Origin of the sequence: Psychrobacter sp. CMS30 (assembly GCF_904846565.1) — a bacterium.
Lineage (GTDB): Bacteria > Pseudomonadota > Gammaproteobacteria > Pseudomonadales > Moraxellaceae > Psychrobacter > Psychrobacter maritimus.
In genome coordinates, this window is the sequence record NZ_CAJHBF010000007.1 from 1 (window position 1) to 24,118 (window position 24,118).

The 24,118-nt window shown below is 42.7% G+C and carries 17 protein-coding genes and 1 pseudogene; 14 read left to right on the forward strand and 4 right to left on the reverse strand.

The window, feature by feature from the left end; genetic code table 11:
• Window positions 1-425: 425 nt before the first annotated feature.
• The 3 genes from recF to dnaA form a co-directional block, all read right to left on the reverse strand.
• Entirely contained in the window at window positions 426-1,676 is a 1,251-nt protein-coding gene (gene recF, locus JMX94_RS05120; RefSeq protein ID WP_201563817.1) for a DNA replication/repair protein RecF, read from the reverse strand.
• An 81-nt stretch (window positions 1,677-1,757) separates the two neighbouring features.
• Window positions 1,758-2,933: a DNA polymerase III subunit beta gene (gene dnaN, locus JMX94_RS05125; protein WP_201563820.1), complete on the reverse strand. Its 1,176-nt coding sequence runs from the start codon at window positions 2,931-2,933 to the stop codon at window positions 1,758-1,760.
• A 191-nt stretch (window positions 2,934-3,124) separates the two neighbouring features.
• Window positions 3,125-4,570, reverse strand: a complete 1,446-nt coding sequence (gene dnaA, locus JMX94_RS05130; RefSeq protein WP_201563823.1) for a chromosomal replication initiator protein DnaA — start codon at window positions 4,568-4,570, stop codon at window positions 3,125-3,127.
• A gap of 622 nt (window positions 4,571-5,192) precedes the next feature.
• On the opposite strand from dnaA, the pseudogene rpmH reads away from it, so the two are divergent.
• The 8 genes and pseudogenes from rpmH to JMX94_RS05170 all read left to right on the forward strand — a co-directional run bounded on the left by rpmH (window position 5,193) and on the right by JMX94_RS05170 (window position 12,772).
• Window positions 5,193-5,326, forward strand: a pseudogene (gene rpmH / locus JMX94_RS05135) (50S ribosomal protein L34).
• 199 nt (window positions 5,327-5,525) lie between these two features.
• Window positions 5,526-5,900, forward strand: coding sequence for a ribonuclease P protein component (gene rnpA, locus JMX94_RS05140; protein WP_201563826.1), 375 nt, complete (start codon window positions 5,526-5,528; stop codon window positions 5,898-5,900).
• The gene (yidD, locus tag JMX94_RS05145; RefSeq protein ID WP_201563828.1) at window positions 5,897-6,271 is read left to right on the forward strand and encodes a membrane protein insertion efficiency factor YidD; all 375 of its coding nucleotides are present in this window, start codon (window positions 5,897-5,899) and stop codon (window positions 6,269-6,271) included. The genes rnpA and yidD overlap by 4 nt, the downstream gene beginning before the upstream one ends.
• Before the next feature lie 216 nt (window positions 6,272-6,487).
• On the forward strand, window positions 6,488-8,170 hold the full coding sequence (yidC, locus tag JMX94_RS05150; RefSeq protein ID WP_201563830.1) for a membrane protein insertase YidC: 1,683 nt from the start codon (window positions 6,488-6,490) through the stop codon (window positions 8,168-8,170).
• A 205-nt stretch (window positions 8,171-8,375) separates the two neighbouring features.
• Entirely contained in the window at window positions 8,376-9,821 is a 1,446-nt protein-coding gene (gene mnmE, locus JMX94_RS05155) for a tRNA uridine-5-carboxymethylaminomethyl(34) synthesis GTPase MnmE (RefSeq protein ID WP_201563999.1), read from the forward strand.
• A gap of 174 nt (window positions 9,822-9,995) precedes the next feature.
• Window positions 9,996-10,454 (forward strand): transcriptional regulator NrdR, encoded by a 459-nt coding sequence (gene nrdR / locus JMX94_RS05160; RefSeq protein ID WP_149490272.1) that lies wholly within the window; start codon window positions 9,996-9,998, stop codon window positions 10,452-10,454.
• Between the two features lie 109 nt (window positions 10,455-10,563).
• A complete protein-coding gene (ribD, locus tag JMX94_RS05165) occupies window positions 10,564-11,619 on the forward strand; it encodes a bifunctional diaminohydroxyphosphoribosylaminopyrimidine deaminase/5-amino-6-(5-phosphoribosylamino)uracil reductase RibD (protein WP_201563833.1) in 1,056 nt (351 codons plus the stop codon).
• 478 nt (window positions 11,620-12,097) lie between these two features.
• Window positions 12,098-12,772, forward strand: coding sequence for a riboflavin synthase (locus JMX94_RS05170; protein ID WP_201563835.1), 675 nt, complete (start codon window positions 12,098-12,100; stop codon window positions 12,770-12,772).
• Window positions 12,773-13,031: 259 nt separating this feature from the next.
• On the opposite strand, the gene JMX94_RS05175 is transcribed toward JMX94_RS05170, so the two are convergent.
• Window positions 13,032-16,025, reverse strand: a complete 2,994-nt coding sequence (locus tag JMX94_RS05175) for a response regulator (protein WP_201563838.1) — start codon at window positions 16,023-16,025, stop codon at window positions 13,032-13,034.
• A 233-nt stretch (window positions 16,026-16,258) separates the two neighbouring features.
• Between JMX94_RS05175 and fmt the strand changes: the two genes are divergently transcribed.
• From fmt to JMX94_RS05205, 6 genes are all read left to right on the forward strand, one after another.
• Window positions 16,259-17,365 (forward strand): methionyl-tRNA formyltransferase, encoded by a 1,107-nt coding sequence (fmt, locus tag JMX94_RS05180; protein WP_201563841.1) that lies wholly within the window; start codon window positions 16,259-16,261, stop codon window positions 17,363-17,365.
• 104 nt (window positions 17,366-17,469) lie between these two features.
• Window positions 17,470-19,056 (forward strand): transcription antitermination factor NusB, encoded by a 1,587-nt coding sequence (locus JMX94_RS05185; protein ID WP_201563843.1) that lies wholly within the window; start codon window positions 17,470-17,472, stop codon window positions 19,054-19,056.
• A gap of 58 nt (window positions 19,057-19,114) precedes the next feature.
• Window positions 19,115-20,539, forward strand: a complete 1,425-nt coding sequence (thrC, locus tag JMX94_RS05190; RefSeq protein ID WP_201563845.1) for a threonine synthase — start codon at window positions 19,115-19,117, stop codon at window positions 20,537-20,539.
• A gap of 348 nt (window positions 20,540-20,887) precedes the next feature.
• Entirely contained in the window at window positions 20,888-21,985 is a 1,098-nt protein-coding gene (locus tag JMX94_RS05195; RefSeq protein ID WP_201563847.1) for a LysM peptidoglycan-binding domain-containing protein, read from the forward strand.
• A gap of 57 nt (window positions 21,986-22,042) precedes the next feature.
• Complete coding sequence (gene dprA / locus JMX94_RS05200; RefSeq protein ID WP_201563849.1) at window positions 22,043-23,299, forward strand: DNA-processing protein DprA; 1,257 nt, start codon at window positions 22,043-22,045, stop codon at window positions 23,297-23,299.
• 107 nt (window positions 23,300-23,406) lie between these two features.
• Window positions 23,407-24,102, forward strand: a complete 696-nt coding sequence (locus JMX94_RS05205) for an L-threonylcarbamoyladenylate synthase (RefSeq protein ID WP_201563851.1) — start codon at window positions 23,407-23,409, stop codon at window positions 24,100-24,102.
• The last annotated feature ends 16 nt before the right edge of the window (window positions 24,103-24,118 follow it).

The window sequence follows — 24,118 nt, forward strand, 5'->3', positions numbered from 1 at the left end:
CGTATAAAACCGTGTTAAAAAAGCAGCTCTAAACATAATCTGTTTTTCAATCACCGTTTTTCATATTCGCTTCTACTTTTTTTTACCCATCATTAAAGCAGAGTAAAATTAAGCGTATATTTATCAAACACTTATATTCTTATAAGTGTTAAGAAGTCTTTAAAAAATACTGATAAAAATTTGTAAGATAACTTGCTGAGAATAGGACAAAAATAAAGCTCTATTTTAGCATTTTTTCGGCGCTAAGTCACTGTTTACTGACAGTTTTATCGATATTGAGCAAGTATTTTGGGATGGTCATTACTTTGCTAAAAATATAAGCAATATAATGATAATTGAGGGGGAATATAAGTAACATGCGCTAAGAATTAAGCGCAAATTCAGCTAATATTGGTCATTAAAAACGACTTTTTATCAATTGTTGTTTATAAAATTGTCAAACTTCCTTGTTTCACATGAAACATCTTAGGTTCTGACCAATATTGATGCACCAACGGTAGAATATCTTCGGTTAAGCTGGTCATAAATACCTGACATGGCAGCTGCGCTAACGTCGACAATAAAATATCTATCGCCCTCTCATCTAGTTCTGCCGTGATATCGTCTAGCAACACCACTGGCGTGGCTCTCGACTTGGTATGGCTGTTGAGCACGGTATCACTATTACCGTCTTTTCCTATAGCAAGCGGGGGCTTTTCGTCATTAAGCAATAACGGCAATTGTGATAAACGTAAGGCGGTGATTAACAGCTTTTTCTCACCGCGAGACAATACATTGGCCGCTTGTTCTTTTAAAATTGGTAGTTTGGTATTGAGGTCTGTGTTTGCGGTGGGATTCGAATTAGCGTCCTTTTCATCGTCACTGGTCGTTTCTGATACATCACTAGAGCGCCAATGCACATGAATATCAGCGCGGTGGTTACCGATACGCGTATAACCCAGTTGTAAATCTTGTTCTAAGCGCTCGTTAAGCTGCACCTCAAGCGCCACACTGGTGTCATAGCCAGCATTATAGCTCAGACTTAATTGCTCAGCGTAGGCAGGCAATAATTGCGCAATACTGTCAGCAAAATAAGGCTGCCATTCTGTAAAGATACGCTCACGATAATGATGAATAAGCGCAGCATGATTACTGAGTCCTTTATCCCATGATTTTAGCTCAGCAAGCTGTACTTGGGTTAAATGGCGGCTCTTTTTTAGTAAACTATTGCGCTGTTTTAGCAGGCGTTGGTAAGCTACCCATTGGGGATGAAACCCTTGTTTCATGTGAAACACTAGCCAATCTAAGAGCTGCCGGCGACTGGCACTACCCTGCTCTAACATATCCATCGTCGAGGGATCTATCAGTAGCGTGGGTAGCTGTTCGGTTAAGATGCTTTGGTTATAAACCGTGGTTTGATTCAGACGTAGAACCGTTGTCGCATCAGCTTGCTTTTGGATAGCTAAGGTAATGCTATCATTGAGCCTAGCATGCACCGTTGCTGCATTTTGATGGTGTTGAATATAGCGTTTAGGCTGATGATGACGAAAACTTTTACCTCTTGAAAGCAAAAATATCGCTTCAAGTAAAGAGGTTTTACCACTACCATTTGCGCCAATAATGACGTTGCAAGCAGCGGACTGCAGACTCACTTGGGTTAGATTACGCAGGTGTGAGATTTGTAGACGTTCAATCATAACAGTGACAGCCGCCTATATTACCACCTATTAATTAGTAGGCAAAAGTTTATTAAAAAATAATTTTATAATAGAATCGCACTATATACGCATTGGCATAATGACATACTGGTGGAACTCATCGTTGAGCTGATTAACCAGTACCGAGGCATTTGATTGGCTCATATGCATTTGCAAATCACCTTGAATCACACCTAAGACATCTTGCAGATAAGCGGCATTAAAAGACAGCTCCATCGGCTCGCCTTGATACTTCGCTTGTATCATCTCGACTGCTTCATCTTGTTCAGCGTTATTGGCGCGTACTTCTACCATACCATCGCTAGCAAAGTTAAATACTACGCCGCGAGACTTTTCATTACTCAAAATCGCTACACGGCGCAGCACATCGGTCATTTTTTCTTGGTTAAACAACGCCAATTTATCGGTATTACTTGGCATAACGCGGCGATAATCCGGGAATTTGCCATCGATAAGACGCGCGGTAAAGGTCACCATTAAGTTATCACTCACCTGCCCTGTACTATCGACATCACCAAACGGCAAGCTTACTTGCAAGAACTCACGACCAAAGCTTAGTGTGACTGCATTGTCTTTATCACCCAGCATCTTGCCAAGCTCAGAAGCCAAGCGCTCAAGCTCAATCACAGCTTTACGCGGTAAAATCGCCTGCATATTCAAATCAGCACTAACGTCAATAACGCTACGCGCTAACGCCAATCTATGGCCGTCGGTGGCAACCGTAGTCAGCTGCTGCTGTGAAACATCAAACAACATACCCGTTAGATAGTAACGGACATCTTGAATCGCCATTGCAAATTGGGTTTTATGAATCAAATCCGTCAAACGGCTACGGCTAATGATTAAAGGTGTGATATTTTCAGGATTACCAAGACTTGGATAGTCTTCGCTAGGTAATGTCCCTAAAGTGAAACGACTTTTGCCACTGGTCAACAAGCAACGCTCGTTTTCTTGCGTGGTAAGATTGACTTGCGCTTGCGACGGCAGTGATTTACAAATATCTTTGAGCTTAGTCGCAGGCAACGTCGTCGTACCGGCTTCAATACAAGCACCGGCAGGCAATTTCAACGTCGATGTCAGCTCTACTTCTAAATCAGATGCGGTCAAAATCAGCGCTGATTCAGACAACTGTAGCTTAATATTACCCAAGATAACCATATTATGGCGCTTATCAGCAGCCTTGGCGATCAAGTTAATAGCTTTTAGTAACGACTCTCGATTAATCGATAATTGCATGCTTAGTTACTCTTGTTTATTAGTTGCTCTTATTAAAAGGATTTTTTATAGGGTTTTAATTTATATAATTTTAAAATAATGGCTTAATAATACCCTGTCTACTAACGATAATCCATACAGCTTGTGTCTACTGCTACTCAAAGTATTATAAACCATATCTGCTTATGACAACATTGCGATACCACAAGCCTCTAACCCGCTTGCAGCATCAAAGCCAAGGTTTTGTAATCCTTATCAAACGCCGGATCGGCAGCGCGTAGCTCATTTACTTTATCACAAGCATGCATCACGGTCGTATGGTCGCGTCCACCAAATGACTGTCCAATCTCAGGAAAGCTCTCACTCGTTAGCTCGCGTGACAATGCCATCGCAATTTGACGCGGTCTTGCGATACTGCGCGTACGTTTGCGTCCCATCATATCTTTGATTGTAATATCGTAATATTCAGCAACCACTTTACGAATATTGTCCATATTCACGGCTTGCACGCGCATCGCAACGATATCTTTTAGCGCGTATTGCACCATCTCAAGCGTAATGGGCGCACCGGTAAGATTGGCATTGGCAAATACCTGATTGAGCGCACCTTCTAAACGCCTGACGTTAGAAACCACATTTTGAGCGATAAATAAGGCACATTCTTTAGGGAGACTCATTCCGTACGATGCCGCTTTTCTCTGTAAGATTTGTACACGTGTATCAATCTCAGGAGGATCAACCGCAACCGTCAAACCCCACGAAAAACGCGACCTAAAACGTTCATCAAACTCCGTCATCTGTGATGGATGGCGATCTGATGCCAAAATCAGCTGTTTATCACCACTGGTAAAATCTGCAAATAAAGTCAAAAACTCATTACTACTTTTTGTCTTTCCTGCTAATACGTGAATATCATCTACAATTAATAAATCTACTTTTTTTATTTTCTTTTTAAAATCTTCTATTTTATTATTTCTTAATGAATAAACTAATTGATTAATAAATTTCTCAGAAGTGAAATAATAAAAACTTAGATTATTTTTTAAATAGCGGTGCGCTACAGAATGCATTAAATGCGTTTTTCCCAAACCAGAAGGTCCATATATAAATAAAGGATTGTGCCGATTTTTTGATTGGCGTTTTCCAAGCTCATAACAGGCCTTGTAAGCCAGGTTATTGGACTTACCAGTGACAAAGGTTTCAAAGGTGAAATCAGGATTTAGATAGCTCAATGATTTGGCATCGGCAGACTCGATCAGTTCTGCATGACGCATATTGGCATCAATATCTGCTCTAGCAATATTATTATGCGTGGTTTGAAAACTGTGATCTGCCGGGGGAGGGGAGGGCTTATCGTCTTCAAACAATGAGCCTGACTGTGATTGATGGCTGTCATCCATGTCACGACCCGCATTATCAACACGAACAATCACCTCTTCGATACTACCTTGGCTATGTTTAGCGACCAGCTGTTGGATATCTTGCAGATGATTCTTTTTAATGTAGGTCACAAAGTAATCATTAGGAGCAAGAATAATCAAGCTATTGGCTTCTTGATGCGCCGATAATGGTCTTAACCACATCGTAAAGACGTTGTCTTTAACGTGATAACGTAAGTCATTTAGGCATTTATCCCAAATAGTTGCTGTATCAATCATGAAAAGTACTAACCCCATAGTCCAAAATAATTGGTCAAAAGAACAACTTTTTTATTGTTAAAATCACTGAATCTTTACCTATAGAGTGAATCGTTTCTTACCTAAGAGACTCTATGGTGAGATTACTTAAAACCATACATCAGCTAGGGGGCTAATCTAACACAAACGGCCTGTGGATAACACCTTGTTTTTTGTGGATAAGACTGTGGATAGTTTTGTGGATAAGTAAACAACACGAGTTATCCATATTTCACCCACAGGTTATCCACAACCTTACCCATAGTCTAATATTTTGATATTAAACGGAAAATCTGAGTTAGCCACAGATAATACGGCTCCCAATAACAACAATACTTATATATATTAATAGTTAATTATTATAGAGACTGACAAAAATTGTGGATAACTTTTAAAATTCAATTATCAAAATAGATGTTTTCAGTAGGTAGATTGGTATTAGAAATCAGTGTTTTTTAACAATGAATCATTGAAAAGACTATTTTCTCTGTTATAAAACTTATCTGTATAAACACAGACTTAATTAGTTTATTGACCAAGATACTATGCGGTGGTATAATCCTCCGTTATTACGAATTTAGTCCATTATTTTGATAGGTGAGTTATGAAACGTACATTCCAACCAAGCGTGATCAAGCGTAAACGTACTCACGGTTTCCGTGCTCGTATGGCAACTAAAAAGGCCGTCAGGTCTTAGCTCGTCGCCGCGCTAAAGGACGTCATCGCCTTACTGTATAATCAGTAGATTGCGATAAGCATGGCTCATAGTGCTTGTTGTGTTTCTATTATTTATAGATTGCGATCGTCAATCATCACAACTGACACTTAGCCATATATTAAAAGCGCCCACATCGGCGCTTTTTTGTCTCTATACTTTATGATTATTTCTACGCTACTATTTCTGCTATTGTTATCAGCTCTTATACTAGGTTGTACTATGTCTAATACTGTTTCAGCGCCACCTAATGCTCGCTTCACCAAAGCGCAGCGCTTACTCACGCCTGCAGCCTTTCGTGAGGTGTTTGATGCACCTGAGCGTAAGCTTCATCAGAGCCATCTAATGGCGTTTGTGCGTACCAATACCCATGAGCAGCCTCGAGTCGGTATGGCCATTACTAAACGTAAAGTGCCTACTGCTGTTGCGCGAAATTTAATTAAACGTCAAGTACGTGAACAGTTTCGCGTAAAAGCTAGTAACTTAGAAAATAAAGATATTGTCTTTATTGTTAAACAATCTATAAAAGGTTTAAGTAATAAAGAATTGATTAATGAGATTAACAATATATTTAAAAATAGAAAAAAAATAAAATGAATTATTTATTAAAAACAATAAATAAAATTTTCTGTAATTTATTTTATTTTTTTATTACATTTTATCAGAAGATAATTAGTCCTATATTACCTGCTCGCTGTCGTTATTATCCAACTTGCTCAAATTACGGTAAACAAGCTTTAGCTTGGCATGGCGTTTGGTCAGGTAGTTGGCTGTTATTAAAACGTATTGGCCGCTGTCATCCTTTGGGCGGACATGGCATTGATTTTGTGCCGTTACCTTTATCTACTTATTATTACCAATATTTAGCCCCTATCGCACTTGCTGACGTCAGAGTGCAAGGTTTATATGTTTTTAGAGATACGACAAGCTATGTTTCGCGCCTAAATCATATGATGAAACGGGCCTAAATCTTATTAGCGACAGGGCTGTTGTGGATATCTATTTAGTTACCCACAAGTTATCCACACTCTTGGTATCATTTAGAGTGGTTTTTTAGTAAAATGATGAACATTTTATGTGATTGACTACTGATATTGCCGCTAGGAATACGGGTTAATACTGTGTGGTGGTCATGACACATGCCTGATTTTTCATTCCCTAATTTTTTAATCTAGGAAAGGTTTATGCAAAAGATATTTCGGGTGATGATCATCATTGCGATGCTAATCACCGCTTATCTGCTGATTTTGGCATGGCGAGATGATTATGCCGATGCGCCAGCTGTAGACACGGTGCCAAAAACTGCAACATCGGTAGGAGCGGATATTCCTTCGACCAGCGGCGCAGCAGGCGACATTCCGGTACAAACGTTACCAGTAGATACGGGTGCGGTAGCAGCAACACCTGCTGCTAATACCGGTCTTATCACGGTAACCACCGATCGCTATGACATCAAAATCAATCCAGAAGGCGGCGATATCGTTTATGCTGCACTAAAGCAGTATGATGCGACGCTCGATAGTGATAAGCCTTTTGTGTTGTTAGAAAATAATAGCAATCGCGTTTATGTCGCACAGTCTGGTCTGATTGGTCAAAATGGTATCGATACCGCAGAAGGCCGCGCTAAATACAGCCACACTGCTAACAACTATGTGATGGAGAAAGGTCAGCAAACGCTGTCAGTACCGCTTACGTATAAAAAAGACGGCGTAACGGTTACTAAGACCTTTACCTTTACCCAAGACAAATATCCGATTGATATCAGCTATCAAATTCAAAACGCTTCTGCCAATGCCTGGCAAGGGCAGATGTTTGCACAGTTAAAACGTGATGATAGTAAAGATCCTGGGATGTCTGATAAAGGCGCGCTAAGCATGGCGACTTATTTGGGCGGCGCTTGGGGCACACCTGATGACCCTTATAATAAGCTGAAATTCGGCAAGTTTAATGATGGTGAGTTGACCACCACCAGCGATAAAGGTTGGGTTGGCATCGTACAGCATTACTTCGTTTCTGCTTGGACGCCTGAAAACTTTACGGGTAAATTCTTTAGCCGCGAAACGGGTGATGAGTATTTTATTGGCTTTAACAGCCAACCTGTCAATGTTGCGCCAAATAAGCAAGTGACTTTGAATGCAACCTTATATGCTGGTCCAAAAGTACAGTCTGAGCTCAAAGAAGTCGCAGTAGGTTTGAATCAAACCGTCGATTATGGCTTGTTATGGCCGATATCGAAGATATTATTTGCCGTTTTGGATGGTATTCATAAAGTTATCGGTAACTGGGGTTGGTCAATTATTTTACTGACTATCTTAGTGAAAATTGCCCTGATGTGGTTCTCAAATAAGAGCTACTATTCAATGGCAAAGATGCGTGCTATCGCGCCACGACTAGCGGCATTGAAAGAAGAGCATGGCGACGATCGCATGAAAATGTCGCAAGAAATGATGGCAATTTATAAAGAAGAAAAGGTCAATCCGATGGCGGGTTGTTTGCCAATTCTGATGCAAATGCCAATTTTCTTAGCGCTATATTGGGTGTTGGTTGAAAGTGTTGAGCTGCGTCATGCGCCTTGGATTTTATGGATTCGAGATTTATCAGCGATGGATCCGTGGTTCATTTTACCATTGCTCATGGGTGCGTCGATGTTTGTACAGCAGCAGCTAAACCCGCAGCCAGCTGATCCAATGCAAGCGAAAGTGATGAAGTTTTTACCGATTATCTTCACCGCATTTATGTTGTTCTTCCCAGCAGGTTTGGTTCTATACTGGACTGTGAATAACTTATTTAGTATGACGCAGCAGTACTTAATCAACCGCAAAGTTGAAGAAGAGCAAAAACGTCGTACCGTTAAAGTTCTAGATTAAATAGCTTTCAAACTGAGAAAAAACCATCGCTCCGGCGGTGGTTTTTTTGTGCTAAAAAATGGCGTTTTATTGCATTGATAACCGAGGAAAATAGGCATGCGTCACGGTTTTGAAAATTGCTCATTGAAGTTTGCTTTGTCAGTGTGCATCAAGCCGTCTATAATGGGGTTTTTGCTTATTGAGAGTGATTGTGGATTCTTTAGAGATGGCACTAGCCGCCGATAATTTAGATGAGTCACCTGAAAAGTCTAATCTATCTAGCCTACCAACCATTGCGGCGATTGCCACACCGCTTGGGCGTGGTGGCGTCGGGGTTATTCGTCTGTCGGGCGCACGTGCTTATGATATTGCGTGTCAGCTCACCGGTAAGTTGGCTTTCACGCCGCGTATGGCCAGTTTTTGCCGTTTTTATCAGGCTGATGGCACGACCATTGATGAAGGTTTGGTGCTTTATTTCAAAGGTCCGCACTCATTTACAGGTGAACACGTCATTGAGCTGCAAGGTCATGGCGGCATGATTTTGCAAAATCAGCTGTTAGCGCGGGTGTTTGAATTGGGCGCAAAACAAGCGGGCGCAGGGGAGTTCTCTTACCGTGCCTTTGATAACGATAAACTGGATTTGGTGCAAGCAGAAGCTATCGCTGACGCTATTGATGCCACTAGTGCCGCCGCTGCCAGTAGTGCGATTCGCTCGCTTAGCGGTGAGTTTTCACAAAAAATTAACCAGTTACTTGAGCAGTTGATTCATCTGCGCTTGCACGTTGAAGCAGCGATTGATTTTCCCGATGAAGAAGATGTTGATTTTTTATCTGATGGGATTATCCAAGATAAGCTTGAGCAGACGCAAGCTAAAATACAGCAAGTGCTAGCGACCGCCAAGCAAGGTCAGCTATTACGCGATGGCATTCATGTGGTGCTTGCTGGTAGACCCAATGCCGGCAAATCAAGCTTGCTGAATCGCTTAGCAGGACAAGAGCGTGCTATCGTTACCGACGTTGCTGGGACAACGCGCGATACCCTGCAAGAAACCGTCGTGCTGAACGGTTTGACGCTGCATTTGACCGATACCGCAGGTTTGCGCGAGACTGAAGATACGGTCGAGCGTATCGGTATTGAACGTGCCCGTACCGCTATCACGCAGGCTGATATGCTACTGATGGTTTATGATGTGACTCGTGACCTTGTAAGCGACAGCACACCGCTACAGTTGGCTGAACAGCTATTTGGTGAGTTGCCAGAAGCCAAGCGCTTACTGATTATTGCCAATAAAAGCGATTTATTAAACGATAGCAGCAGTAATGAGATAACTTCTATTTCGCAAGCAGAAATCAAGAGTCGCGGCTACGAACAGGTCAATGTTTCATGTGAAACAGGCGCGGGTATTGATGACTTAGTCGAAACCTTATGTGCTAAAGTAGGTTTTCATCCGCCAGAAAATAGCTTAATCGCCCGTACGCGTCATTTAGATGCGTTAAGAAGAACGGCTGAATATTTAGCAGAAGCGCATGAGCAGCTGACAGTTTTTAAAGCCGGAGAGTTAGTCGCAGAAAGCTTACGCCAAGCGCAGCATAGTTTGGGTGAGATTACTGGTGAATTTAGCGCTGATGATTTGTTAGGTAAGATTTTCGGTAGCTTCTGTATTGGTAAATGATGTCATTATTGATGGCATTACCTATGGGCACTGATTAATGTCTTTAAGTTGTTTAGCCTCAAAATGCTTAGCCTTAAATATGTTTCATATTAATCATTAAATCTATTGTTCAGATACCATTATTTATGCCGTAATTGCTCCTATAGCGCTTAATATTAAGACAAGGAATAGAGTATGCATTGCCCCTATTGTAATGCGTCAGATACCAAGGTTATCGACTCACGGCTGGCTGCTGAAGGCGCGCAAGTACGGCGCCGCCGCTCATGTAATAGCTGTCAGGAACGCTTTACGACCTTTGAGGTGGTAGAAGTGGTGATGCCGCGTATTATCAAATCAAGTGGCAAAATCGAACCTTATGATAATGATAAATTGCGCCGCTCGATTTTATTACCCTTACAAAAACGCCCGATTACCATTGATGAACAAGAAGCGATGATTAGCCGTATTGAAAAACGCGTACGACAAATGGGCGAGCGCGAAGTCAGTAGTAAAGTGCTAGGTGAAATTATCATGAGTGAGCTTAAAACCCTCGATGATGTCGCTTATGTGCGCTTTGCCAGTGTCTATCGTGACTTTCAAGATATCGACGCTTTTCATCAAGAGATTGCCAATATCCGTCCTAATGAGAAATAAGCATGACTCATGCTAAGTGTTTAGCCTGCTTGCAAGTTTATATTTCTTACTCGCTCTACTTTATAAAATCTTTAATAATAATTATCAATCATTGATTAAGTCCACCTTTATGCCAAACTCAAACCATTCTCAAGATGCCACAGACCGCTATTTTATGATGCTTGCCATTGAGCAGGCCAAGCGTGGTTTGTATACGACGCGTCCCAATCCGGCTGTCGGCTGTGTGATTGTGCAAGCAGACGAGGTAGTGGGTCAAGGTTTTCATCCTAAAGCGGGGCAGCCGCATGCTGAGGTTTTCGCCCTAAAAGATGCCGGTACGCGAGCCATGGGTGCAACTGCTTATGTGACTTTAGAGCCTTGTAGTCATACTGGGCGCACACCGCCTTGCGCGCGAGCACTTATTGTATCCGGTGTAAAACGTGTCGTCATCGCTGGTCTCGACCCCAATCCTCAAGTGGCTGGTCGCGGTGTGAAACTGTTAGAAGAAGCGGGCATAGCCGTAACCGTTGGCGTGCTAACCGCGCAAGCAGAAGCCTTAAATAAAGGCTTTTTAAAGGCGATGCGCAGCCAAATGCCTTATGTCAGGCTTAAGATTGCCACCAGTCTTGACGGTCGGACGGCCATGGCGTCTGGAGAGTCCAAATGGATTACGGGCACTGCTGCACGTGAAGATGTACAGAAACTACGCGCGCAAAGTGGCGCTATTATCACGGGTAGCGAAACGGTCATCGTTGATAATCCGCAATTAAACGTACGCTCAAACCAGTTGGGTGTCGCGCCTGAGCAAGTGCCGCCGCCTAAGATAGTGATACTGGATAGGCGAGGGCGACTAAAACACGATTTGCAATCTGACTATCAGCTATGCCGTCGCTCAGATACATTATATTGGCGGGAAGAGAATTTAATCGAATTATTAAAAAGCCTAGTGCGTGACTATCAATGGTATGACGTACTGATAGAGGCAGGGGCAAGTGTCGCTGGTAGTTTTTTACAACAGCAGCTAGTAGATGAGCTCATTGTCTATCAAGCACCTTGCTTATTAGGTACGCAAGCACGGCCTATGGTTGCTATCAATCCGTTATCGTTAGCGCAGCAGCTACGTTTCGATATTCAGTGCCATGAGCAATTGGGCGCTGACCTTAAGCTGACCTTGTACCCTCTATAAATCTTCTGCTAGATACCCTTGTTTTTCAATGTATTATCCACAAGATTAGACCTATTGATAGGGTATGTGGATAAATATAGTGGTTTAATAAAGGTTTCACATGAAACTGTGTATAACTTTGTTTCACATGAAACTTATTAGTGGTTATTGACAATCGTTTTTGTAATTAATTCATTTAAAATCAATAACTTATGTGTATTTTTTATTTCTGATATAAAATTAGCAAGAAACAGGCTTTCTGTGGATAACTCTTTAAACACCAAGGTTTTAACCCTGCTATATCCTGAATTATCCCTAGTTATCCACAACTTATCCCATGATTCTTCTTATTCTCGCTAGGTTTATAATAAACGTCATAGCTATCATAAAGTCTAATAGTCGCCATTATTGACGGATTGATTGATGGATTCACATGAAACAATAGGCTTAAATAATATATTCTGCCTTTAACGGCAATAAAAAATAAAAAGAGGTTGATATGTTTACCGGAATTATAGAAAGCGTCGGCAAAGTAAAATCTATGCAGCCGACTGGCGGTGATATTCGTCTAACGATAGAATCTGACGGTTTGGATTTTAGTGATGTGAAACTGGGAGATTCGATTGCTTCTAATGGCATCTGTTTGACCGTGGTCGAGTTTGGTAGTAATTACTACTCTGTTGATGTTTCACGTGAAACGATTGCTCGTACTGCTTTAGCGGAATTAAAGCCAGGTCATATTGTGAACCTAGAGAAAGCCATGCTACCGACCACCCGTTTTGGTGGGCATATCGTCGCCGGTCACGTCGATGGCGTCGGTGTGGTTAGTAAGCTGCAAAAAGATGCGCGCTCTATTTATATCGAAGTTGAGATACCACACGAGCTGGCGCATTATACGGCGACCAAAGGTTCTATTACCCTTGATGGCATTAGCCTAACCACCAATTTAGTACGCGATAATATCGTTGCGCTGAATATCATTCCGCATACCGCGCAAGTGACCAATATAGCGCAGCATTGGTTGCTAGGAGCTAAGGTCAATGTAGAAGTGGATATCGTGGCGCGCTATTTAGAGCGCTTGTTGAATAAATCGCAAGCAGATAGCTCAAATACAAGCAGTCCCCAGAGCAAGATTACTGAGGCATTTTTGGCAGATAATGGTTTTATGAAATAACGGCTAAAGTCTAAATTTATAACTGTCCTTCTGGTGATTTAGCTGTGACGCTGTCCTGATAAGGCTGGCAAATATTGCAAACGCATACTAGAGCGTGTCTTCAATTCAATCGATGGACATCTAAATGGTCTAAAAATGGCTAAATTTTGCCAAACTTCGTCAAATAGCTGGGTAATATCCCGATATTAACTGCACTATTTTCCTTGTTTGGCTACAATTTATCTCATTTTTATCACCATTTTTAAAATGAGGACACGCCCTAGTTTTTAATAAACGTTTGCAAAATCTCTTGTAGTTTAAGTTTATTAATAGGCTTGGCTAAAAACTCATCCATGCCAACTTGCAAGCAGGCGCTGCGATCCTCTTCGGTATTATTTGCCGTCAGCGCCACGATAGGAATATCATCCCCTTGCGCACGAATCGCTTGGGTCGCTTGTAGTCCATCCATCACTGGCATCCGGCAGTCCATCAAAATAAGCGCAATTTCTTGGCGTTGTTCTTTTAACTTATCTAACGCTTGCTGCCCATCTTCTGCGACCACACTACGATAGCCAAGTTTCGCCAATATTTTACAGGCTATTTTTTGGTTGGTTAAACTGTCTTCTACCACTAGAATTAATGGCGCTAGAGTTTCGCTGCTAGCTTCATCTGTAGCTGTGACTAATTGGCTACTATTTTCTTGGGTATTCTTTTGGGTGTCTTCTTGAATATTTTCTGGTTGTATCAGGGTTTGCCTAACAGCCAAGGTCAAACGCAGTAATTCAGAGAGTAACAATGCCACATCGATTGGCTTGTTTAAAAAGCCGTCACACCTATCTAATAGCATAGACGGAATACGGCGTTCAGCTTTCATGCTAACCAATATCTTTGGCAGCGCAGTATCGGCAAGCAAACTGTTTAAAGCCTGTTGTCTATCGATATAAACAGACAGTTCATCTTCCGCTTTTTTATGCAAAGCTGCTATGTTTTCTGTGTTTATGCTTTTTATTTTTTCAAAGTCTATATTTTTATCACTGGCTAAGGCTTGATTGGAAAGCGCGATATTTACCTCTTCATAGTATTCATAATCTAGCAGCAAGATAGGGGCGAGGCTCTGCTTCTCTTTTGCTAACCTCTCTCTCAGTTGCTGTAGCGTGCTTCTGTCTATAAAAGTCGAGATGGTGGCTGGTATCGATAAATAGGCACATAAGCGGCGCAGATAGTCAGCTCGCAGCGGTTGTTTGATTACCGCAAGCAGATGAATCTGGGTCAGATGGGGATTAAGGTGGTAGACCGGCTGATAATTTGGCCGCTTGCAAGGCAGGTAAAGATTAAAAGTACTGCCTTTATTCACCGTGCTTTTTATTTCGATAAAACCACCCAGTAAGCGCGCAAAACTATTGGCATTATTTAACCCGAGCCCTTTCTCAGTGCTGCTATTTTGAATGTAGTTAAGGTTCTGGTTTTTGCTTGGGTTATTGGCTTGGCTGCTATTTTGGCTTTGGCGGTTATTTTGATTACTGTTTTGATTAAGATAAGTCAGTAGTTGGTGTTGCTTTGCTATATCGATGCCTATACCGCTGTCTTTTATACTAAATCGAACCCAATCGTGTGCGGCATGACTGGCATTGTCGTTGTTGATGTCAGGGTTTTCAGGCGTGTTAGTATCTTTATTAACGTCTATCAAAGTTCGGTTTTTGATAGACAATACTTCTGTATTGCTCACCGTATCAATGGTCAATGCCACGTAGCCAGCCGTGGTGAATTTGACCGCATTGTCTAGTAAATTGCGTAATATTTGTTGCAGGCGTTTATGGTCGGTATCGATACAACGCGGACTGTCCGGTGTAAAAAAATAAAGCAGCTCTAGCCCTTGGTTTTTCGTCCTTTCTATGACTGATTGACTGACTTCTTGCCCAAGTTTATAAAGGTCAACCGCCTCAATATTTAGGCGGGTTTTCCGTACCTCTATCTCACCGATATCTAGCATGTCATTAAGCATGGTAAGCATAGAATGACTGGTTTGAATTAAAATTGTGACAGTTTTATTTTGTTTAGCGGTTAAGGTGCTAGGGTCAATCGGCTCTAAGGTGTCAATCATCGCCTCTAACGGCAGGCGTAAATCATGGCCCATCGTCGATTTAAGGGTATTAAACTCATCAAGTTGGCGTTGTAGCTGCTGGTTTCGTTGTTGTAAGTCCGCGCTTTGATTGACCATCTCATTGATATTATTCAGCAGTACTGTAAAGCCATGTACTTGCCCGTGCTCGCCAAACCACGGGGTAATATGCAACTGATAGGCTTTTTTATTATGTAATCCATACACCAATAAGGTACGAGTGACACGCAGCTCTACCAGTTTATATAATAGTGCCTGAGTTGTTTCGTCTTCTGCAAAGACAAAATCCGTCAATTGATAATTGCTATCGCTTTGAAAGGGCGTTGCAAATACTTGCTCAAAACGCTGATTAAAAAAGCTGATTTGACCATGTCTCATAATCATCAGCATGGGCAGCGGCGCATGATCAACCAAACGCTCGAGACGATGTTTTAGGGTGGTAATGCGTCGGTGATTATTATGCAGCTGATAACTGATGCGGCTAAGTGCGTGCCCTAAACGCAAAAACTCAGCCGTGGTTTTATTTTCAATAAAGGGCGGCGTGATGTAGGCATCTTTGGCATGGCTGCTTAACTCATCGGTATAAACGAGGAGCTGTTCCCAGTTGGCACGGCGTTTGAGCGTATAGAGTAATGCCATGGTAAAAAACATGATGGCTATCATTAAAGGCAGCCAATAGCGATACGATATCCAATTGATATCGAGTGGCTTATGACGCAGGATGGTATAAATCTTATGACCACTTTCAAGCTCAATGGTGCCGATTAAGGCATTATTGTTTACCGTAGAGGCACTATAATGATTGCTACTAGAAGGCAGTGAAGCGATGACCTTGGGAAAGGTAATACCCCTAAACTCACGCTCATTAGGACGGGTATGACGATGAATATAAGTCTGTCCAGATGGCATCATAAAAATCAGCTGATAGCTGATGTCTTTTAGAAACGGCTTTTTTAAAACCTTTTTAATGTCAGTATTGTCAGGGTTGGCAAGCTCAGAAATCTCATACTGCAATGCATAAAAGCTCTCTATGCTGTCTTGCTTATTATCCTGCCTTATCTCATAAAACATGGTGAAGTAATACACTGACAACATCGCCAATAATGTCAGCGTATAAAAAATCAGCAAGCGTTGGAGAGACTGAAATTGTTGCATAAAAGCATGACCCTAAATCGACCGTAAGTCGGTGTGATGGCGCATCGTAAAATAATGATAAATCTGACAGATTTGCTTGCTATGGCTTATTTGATAAATAAGTAGCTGAGCCTGCTTACTATTATAGAGATAAATAGCACCATTAATAGCGCTGGATGGCTGCTATTACAATCATGGCACAACACCACAAACTCACCTATAATAGACAAATTAACCATAAATAATGCCTGACTATGACCACACTTGCTGCACAATCTGATATATCTATTGACGCCAATCAAGCTGAGCAAACTTTTATCACTGGGGCGCAGAGTGCCGCCAGCCCTTTAAGAGTGATATTTGCCGGTACACCTGAGTTTGCTGCTGTCAGCCTTGAAGCGCTTATCAAGCAGCAAGACATACTGAATATAGATATCGTTGCGGTCTATACACAGCCTGATCGTAAGGCAGGTCGTGGGCAAAAGTTATCAGCATCTGCCGTCAAGCAAGTGGCATTGGCGCATGGTATTGCGGTTGAGCAGCCAGTTACCTTTAAAAAATCTAGCACAGAAGGTATGGCAGCACGTGAGAATTTACGTACTTATCAGCCAGACGTCATGATTGTCGCGGCTTATGGTCTGATTTTACCGATTGGCGTATTAACCACGCCTACTTATGGCTGTCTAAATATTCATGCTTCACTACTGCCACGTTGGCGCGGTGCGGCGCCTATTCATCGTGCATTACTGGCTGGCGATGCTGAGACCGGCATTACTATTATGCAGATGGATAAGGGGCTTGATACCGGTGACATGCTCCACAAGGTCAGCGCGCCTATTGAAGCCAATGATACGGCTGCGAGCCTACATGATAAAATGGCTGAGCTTGGCGCTGCGGCAATTAGTACGGTATTAAAAGACTTAATGCATTATCAAGCGCAAGCAGTAGCCCAAGATGACAGCCAAGCCAATTATGCTGAAAAATTGGTCAAAACCGAAGGCGAAATCGACTGGACACAGTCTGCTATTAAGATTGAACGACAAATTCGTGGGCTGACGCCATGGCCAGGTGCCTATACTTTTTTAGCAGGGCAGCGGGTCAAAATTTTAGCCAGCTTACCTGTGAACCCATCACAGCAAACCAATGAGCCTGCTGGCACTGTCATCAGCGTCGGCCGCAAAGCGATTCTAGTAGCTTGTGGCAAAGAAGATGAGACCAAACAAAAAAGCAATGAAGAATCAGCCACGACTTTGGCTATTACTGATTTGCAGTTCGCTGGTGGCAAGCCGATGACCGCTGAGCAAATTTGCCATGGTAATCAATTAAATGATGGCGACCAGTTTACGACCGATTCGAAATAACCTACGCCAAATTAAATCTGTATATTTTAATATCGGTAATTTAATACCAAATAAACCAACTTTTATCAGACGCGATCGACCAGACGTCAAGGAAATCCAATTTAATGAGACAAACCAACACTGCGCCAAGAAACAATAAGCTCAAACCATCAAGCAACCTGATTATGAATGGTAGCGTACGTGTACGGGTCATTCGCACTTTACTGGCTATTCAAAATGGTCAGTCGCTTGCCAGCGTCCTTGATCCGTTACTCAACAGTCTACATGACGGCGATAAAGGTTTTGCCCATGCGCTACTACTAACGACATTACGTCAGTGGCATGCACTGGCGCGTTTGCTCGATACCTTAGCGGACAACCCTATCGATGAAGTTGAAGTTCGTACCACCATTCAAGTAGGCTTAGTACAGTTGCTGTATTTGGAAGTCGCTGACCATGCGGCAATTCACGAAACGGTTGAAGCGGCAAAAGAGATTGATTTTGCCCATGCAACAGGTTTAATCAATGCTATCTTGCGTAAAGTGGCTAAAAACCCTAGTAAGTTCCGTAAGAAGTGCGATAAAAAGCATAGCCTACCGAATTGGCTCGCTTATCAGCTTAAGCAAGACTGGAGTGAGCAGTATGATGAGCTGACCCAAGGTTTGCGCCAAGCGGCACCGATGTTTTTACGCGTAAACTCAGCGGTTAGCTCAGTAGAGGATTATCAGCAAGCACTTGATGGCGCAGAGATTGATGCAGACATCGTTGAGCTAACGAGTGGTTTTAACTTACCTAACTCATCAGATACAGCTATAGCAACAACGCTATCCACAAAAGGTCTCCGGCTGCATCAAAGCACAGCCGTAAACGCTTTGCCTGATTTTGCTTTAGGAGTTGCCAGCGTCCAAGACATGCATGCCCAACTTGCTGCGCCGATTATTAATAAAGCGTTAATGGCTAAAATAAGCGCTGATAAATCTAATACAGACATTGATTCAGAAGCCAATAATAATGAGCTGCATATCTTAGATGCTTGTGCGGCACCTGGTGGTAAATTGGCTCACTGGTTAGAGCTCATAAGCGCTAATAACGAATCATCGTTGTTTCACGTGAAACAAGATGATGCTGAGACATCGGCTGCGACCGCTGATATCAAGGTAACGGCTATCGATAATGAAGCACCGCGTATTGAGCGTATTCGTGAAAACTTACAGCGCTTAAATTTAAGTCAGTACGATTTGCAGCAAGCAGAGAAAAGTGTCGCACTGAATATTGTCTGTGCTGATGCCACCAGATGGCAGCATGGGAAAAATAAAAAAGCGGCTACCAATGAGCCGGTATTTGATGCAATATTACTCGATTCTCCTTGTACCGCGACAGGCGTGATTCGCCGTCATCCTGATATCAGTATTTTGCGTACCGAAGAAGATGTTGAGCAAACCGCATTATTACAAGCCGATATTTTGCATAACTTGTGGCCACAATTGAAAGCGGGTGGTTATCTATTGTATGTGACCTGTTCTATCTTAAAGCAAGAAAACGTCGAGCAAATGCAGGATTTTATCAGTCATCATAATGATGCGGTAGCGATTGAGTTTACCGAAGACTGCAGTTGGGGTATCACGCAAGCAATCGGTCGTCAGTGCTTGCCGATTGATAGCGAAAGTGGTGATGGGTTTTATTATGCGTTGCTTCATAAGACAATGGCATAAAACTGCTGAATAAACCGTTTTAAATATTGAATAACCTCATTATAGACAGGACAATCTAATGAAATATATCAGTACCCGTGGTCAGACAGCGCCGATGGATTTTAGTGATGTGCTATTGATGGGGCTTGCGCCAGATGGCGGTTTGATGCTGCCTGAGCACTATCCAAACATTGATAGCACGACCCTTGATGAGTGGCGTACGCTCAGCTATCCACAGCTTGCCATGGCGATTATGCAGCGCTTTGCCACTGATATTCCTACGGCTGATTTGCAAGATATCATCGAGCGTACTTATACCGCTGAAGTATTTGGCTCTGATGAGATTGTTCCTGTCCGTAAGCTTGAGGATAATTTATATATTTTAGGATTATCGAACGGTCCGACATTGGCATTTAAAGACGTTGCCATGCAGTTCTTGGGCAATGCCTTTGAATACGTACTCAAAAGAAAAGACGCGCGTATTACCATCATTGGTGCAACCAGTGGTGACACGGGCAGTGCAGCAGAATATGCCCTACGTGGTAAAGACAATATCGAAGTCTTTATGCTGTCACCGCACGGTAAAATGAGTGAATTCCAGCGTGCGCAAATGTATAGTTTGACCGATGATAATATCCATAATATCGCCATCGATGGTATGTTTGATGATTGCCAAGATATTGTCAAAGCGCTGCAACAAGATGCTGAATTTAAAGCGGCTTATAATCTAGGTACGGTTAACTCTATTAACTGGGGTCGTATCCTTGCGCAAATCGTTTATTACTTTAAAGCCTACTTTGCCGTGACTACGAGCAATGATGAAAAAGTCAGCTTTAGCGTACCATCTGGTAACTTTGGTAATATTTGCGCCGGTCATATTGCCCGCGAAATGGGCTTGCCAATTGACCGCCTCATTGTTGCTACCAATGAAAACGATGTACTAAACGACTTCTTTAATCAAGGTGCTTATCAGCCGCGTCCGACCGATAAAACTTACGTAACATCCAGCCCGTCAATGGATATCTCTAAAGCCTCTAACTTTGAGCGCTTTGTCTATCTACTACTCGACAAAGACAGCGCCCGTGTCAGCGAGTTATTTGAAGGCGTGAAATCCGGTCAAGGTTTTGATTTGTCTGACTTGATGGAGGCGGTTAATACGCGTTATGGCTTTGCTGCGGGTAAATCGACGCATAGTGACCGCTTACAAACGATTAAAGCACTTTATGAGCAGCATGGTGAGTTGGTGGATCCGCACACAGCCGACGGTATTAAAGTTGCTAAAGAATTACAGCGCGCAGCAGGTGAAGTGATTATTTGTGCCGAAACGGCTTTACCGGTTAAGTTTGCCGATACGATTGTCGAAGCTATTGGTCCAATAGAGATTACTCGCCCTGCTCATACCGAAGGCTTAGAGGACTTACCACAACATGTGGTGGTACTAGATAACAAGGCTGAACTGGTCGCTGAGCAAATCCGTCAGCACGTGACGCCAAATCTTGCGTAGGTAGCTTATTTATATAAAGTATTCATTGAAATTAATATCCAATTAAAGGTTACGCTATTGTAATAAAGTGTTTATGATTGTGTTATGGTAGATATAATTGTAATATTAGAAACAGCGTCGGCGAGTCATCATCATGCTCGGCGCTTTTTTAGCAATCAAACCCGTCAATCATATCAGTCGACAACACTGAACAGCTGCTCTAGAAGCTTTATGATGGTGATACGTAAGCCTTTTATGTTTTTATTTTCTGGTCATTGCTTAATGACTAGAATGAGGTTTTAAACCTAAGTAATAGACTTAAGTAGACCAGATTCGACGCTAATAGCGCTACATATTGTGGATATAACAATGAAGATGAGCTTAAAAAATATAGCAAAAGCACTATTGGTGACGACATTTAGTGGTGCAATGCTGATGACCACTGCCCACGCTAATAATCCACCGCCGACCATTAAAGCGGACGCACCCAATCGTTATATCGTTAAAAAAGGCGATACGTTGTGGGATATCTCAGGGCGTTATTTAGACAGCCCATGGCGCTGGAAAGAGATTTGGGCGACCAATAAGCAAATCAAAAATCCCAACCTTATTTATCCTAACGACATTCTTATTTTATGTGTGATACAAGGTAAGACTTTAATTGGCGTTGATACAGGCGAGGGCTGTGCGGGCGTTGAAAAGCAGTTGACGGGCAATGTAGTGTCTAGCACAGTTTCGGTCACTTCAACCGCTAATAGTATCCCGCCTATTCCATGGTCTGCGATTCAGCATTGGCTCGATAAGACCATCATTGTTAATCCAGCAGATTTTAATACCACGCCCTATATTTTAGCTTCTAAAAAAGGCAATTTAATCACCGCAAGCGGCGATAAAGTCTATGCTAAAGGCGTACCACTTATCGTTGGACAGCGTTATGGTATTTACCGTGAAGGGGAGAAGTATGTCGAGCCTAAAACGCAAAAAATCATCGGTTTAGAAGTCACCCAAGTTGCTACCGGTTTGGTCACGTCTACAGAAACCAATGGTGTGACTAGCTTGCAGCTGATTGACAGTTATGGCAAAGAAGTCCGTGAAGGCGATCGCGTTTTTGTAGAATTAAACAATTCTATCCCGCCGGTATTTTATCCAACGCCTGCCACCGTCAACCGTGGCGGTATGATTGTCCGCGTCATGGATTCTATTAGCTCAGCTGCTAAAGGCAGTGTGGTTGCTATCAATTTAGGTAGCACGCACGGCGCTAAACCTGGTGATGTGTTGACCGTTTATCAAAAAGGCGCGGTCATACGCGATATCAAGGACAACGATACCCCAGTACGTTTGCCAAGTGAGCCTAGTGGTATGGTGATGGTGTTTAATACCTTTGATAATATCAGCTATGCGTATGTGCTTGACTCTGAGCTACCGCTCAACGTCGGTGATCAGCTTTTACCACCGCCTTACTTATAATTGACTTGAGCCTCTATTGAGTCATTATCCCCGTCAGTTACTATGAGTTAAGCGCTTATGACCGTGACCGCAGTCTCCTCTCTTTTATCCGATGAGCAGCGCGCAGTATTGGCGCTGTGGACTGAGGTCAATGCGTCATTATCGGCTTATCATAAGCTTGTTACTTCTTTTGGTAATGCCGAGCTTGCTTGGTGTGCCAAAGTAGAGGCATGGCGGCAGCTTGGCATTCATAGTACGCATCTTAAGCGTCACGAACAGCCACAGCAAACGCAAGCCACTATCGATACCATCCAACAGGCATTGCTAGATAACAAATACGGTCTGCTATTTGCCGATCAGTCCGATTATCCTCCGCAGTTATTAAATATCTATGACCCACCGCCTTTATTGTTTTATCGTGGCGATAAAGCACGCTTGCAACAAGCGCAAATCGCCATCGTTGGGAGCCGAAAACCTACTGCCCACGCCCAAAAAATCACCTTTGATATGGCGCAATATTTAGCGCAAGCCGGTTATATTATCACCAGTGGTCTTGCTATGGGTGTCGATAAGCGTGCACATTTAGGTGCTTTGGCTCAAGTTGATGCGGAATATCAAGGTCGTACGGTCGGCGTGATGGGTACAGGGATTGATGTCAATTATCCCAATCATCATGACAAGTTATTTAGCCAGATTATCGAGCAAGGTGGCTGTATCATCAGTGAGCTGCTACCGCATACGCAGCCACATAAGCATACCTTTCCGCGCCGTAATCGCTTAGTTGCAGGGCTCAGCCTCGCGACAATTGTCACTGAAGCGACGATTCAAAGTGGTTCGCTCATTACTGCGCGCCTAACCTCTGAGCAAGGCAAGCAAGTCTTTGCGATTCCAAGTCATATCGATAATAATAATGCTGAAGGCTGTCATCACTTGATACGTGAGGGCGCAACTTTAATTTATCATCCACAGCAAGTACTCGAAGATATTAACAGTCAATTAGGCTATCAAAGCCGTAACTATAATTCATCGGATAACGCAGAACTTAATATTGAGCAAGCAAATCTTAGCCAAAGCTCTCATACTATAAATACAGACAGAACTTCTACCACCACTATTGGTCACGCGCCGCAGTCTAATCTCAAATCTTCTTCCAATGCTATCGTTATTCCCGAGCATTTAACGCAGGTTTATGAGCAGCTTGACTGGCATGGACAAGATTTGGATGCATTATTAAGCACTACTAACCTGACGCCACCGCAATTGATTGGGCAACTTATGGAGCTTGAATTATTAGGGGTTATCAGTGTGCAAGGTGGGCGTTATTTGCGCGTGTAATTTTATTTTTAAACTTAACGCGATTTTAAGAAATATCTAAACGTGCTATTTTGCGCATCATTAAAGTTGTATTATATCCGCTCACACTTTTTCTTTTCCCTTCAGCTATGTCTACCTCTAAACCACTCATTACCGATTCTGTCGTTAAAGCTGCGCGTTGGCTTCAACAAGGACAGCTGCTTGCTTATCCAACCGAAAGCGTCTGGGGTATCGGCTGTGATCCCTTTAACCAACAAGCGGTACAGCAGCTTTTGGCCATCAAGCAGCGACCGCTAGAGAAGGGCATGATAGTGGTCACCGATAGCGCCAGCCGACTAACGGCATTGTTAGACTATCTAAGTGATGAGCAACGCCAATTAGTATTAGACAGCTGGCGTAACGACTTTAATTCTGATGCTGAAACTAAGCAGGCGCATACTTGGTTGTTGCCTCTAGCGCCAAACCTGCCGGTTGCTATTCCCGCATGGATAACTGGCGCTCATAATAGTGTGGCGGTGCGGGTTATCGACCATCCTTTGGTGCAGCAGCTGTGTCAACAGGTGGTTTCTGCCCACAATCCTTATGGCTTTGTGGTCTCGACCAGCTGTAACCCTTCTGGTCAGCCGCCCGCTTTGTCATTAGCAGACGCGCAGTCTTATTTTCTAAATAATAACAATGTCGCCAATATCAGTACCCATATCTACACTAATGACTCTGCTAATATAAATGGTAACGAACAAGTTGGTTATTTAAAGGGCGAGACGCTTGGCTATCTATTACCTAGCCAAATCAGCGATGCACTAACGGGGCAGGTGATTCGTTAGTCCGCTTTTAAGTCTG

Excerpts from the sequence above, each read along its gene's own strand:
- yidD (WP_201563828.1), top strand. The coding sequence starts at position 5,897 with ATGAATTATTTATTAAAAACAATAAATAAAATTTTCTGTAATTTATTT.
- JMX94_RS05185 (WP_201563843.1), top strand. The coding sequence starts at position 17,470 with ATGAGACAAACCAACACTGCGCCAAGAAACAATAAGCTCAAACCATCA.
- ribD (WP_201563833.1), top strand. The coding sequence starts at position 10,564 with ATGCCAAACTCAAACCATTCTCAAGATGCCACAGACCGCTATTTTATG.
- fmt (WP_201563841.1), top strand. The coding sequence starts at position 16,259 with ATGACCACACTTGCTGCACAATCTGATATATCTATTGACGCCAATCAA.
- rnpA (WP_201563826.1), top strand. The coding sequence starts at position 5,526 with ATGTCTAATACTGTTTCAGCGCCACCTAATGCTCGCTTCACCAAAGCG.
- JMX94_RS05205 (WP_201563851.1), top strand. The coding sequence starts at position 23,407 with ATGTCTACCTCTAAACCACTCATTACCGATTCTGTCGTTAAAGCTGCG.
- JMX94_RS05170 (WP_201563835.1), top strand. The coding sequence starts at position 12,098 with ATGTTTACCGGAATTATAGAAAGCGTCGGCAAAGTAAAATCTATGCAG.
- recF (WP_201563817.1), bottom strand. The coding sequence starts at position 1,676 with ATGATTGAACGTCTACAAATCTCACACCTGCGTAATCTAACCCAAGTG.
- JMX94_RS05195 (WP_201563847.1), top strand. The coding sequence starts at position 20,888 with ATGAAGATGAGCTTAAAAAATATAGCAAAAGCACTATTGGTGACGACA.
- thrC (WP_201563845.1), top strand. The coding sequence starts at position 19,115 with ATGAAATATATCAGTACCCGTGGTCAGACAGCGCCGATGGATTTTAGT.
- dnaA (WP_201563823.1), bottom strand. The coding sequence starts at position 4,570 with ATGATTGATACAGCAACTATTTGGGATAAATGCCTAAATGACTTACGT.
- dprA (WP_201563849.1), top strand. The coding sequence starts at position 22,043 with ATGACCGTGACCGCAGTCTCCTCTCTTTTATCCGATGAGCAGCGCGCA.
- mnmE (WP_201563999.1), top strand. The coding sequence starts at position 8,376 with ATGGCACTAGCCGCCGATAATTTAGATGAGTCACCTGAAAAGTCTAAT.
- dnaN (WP_201563820.1), bottom strand. The coding sequence starts at position 2,933 with ATGCAATTATCGATTAATCGAGAGTCGTTACTAAAAGCTATTAACTTG.
- yidC (WP_201563830.1), top strand. The coding sequence starts at position 6,488 with ATGCAAAAGATATTTCGGGTGATGATCATCATTGCGATGCTAATCACC.
- nrdR (WP_149490272.1), top strand. The coding sequence starts at position 9,996 with ATGCATTGCCCCTATTGTAATGCGTCAGATACCAAGGTTATCGACTCA.
- JMX94_RS05175 (WP_201563838.1), bottom strand. The coding sequence starts at position 16,025 with ATGCAACAATTTCAGTCTCTCCAACGCTTGCTGATTTTTTATACGCTG.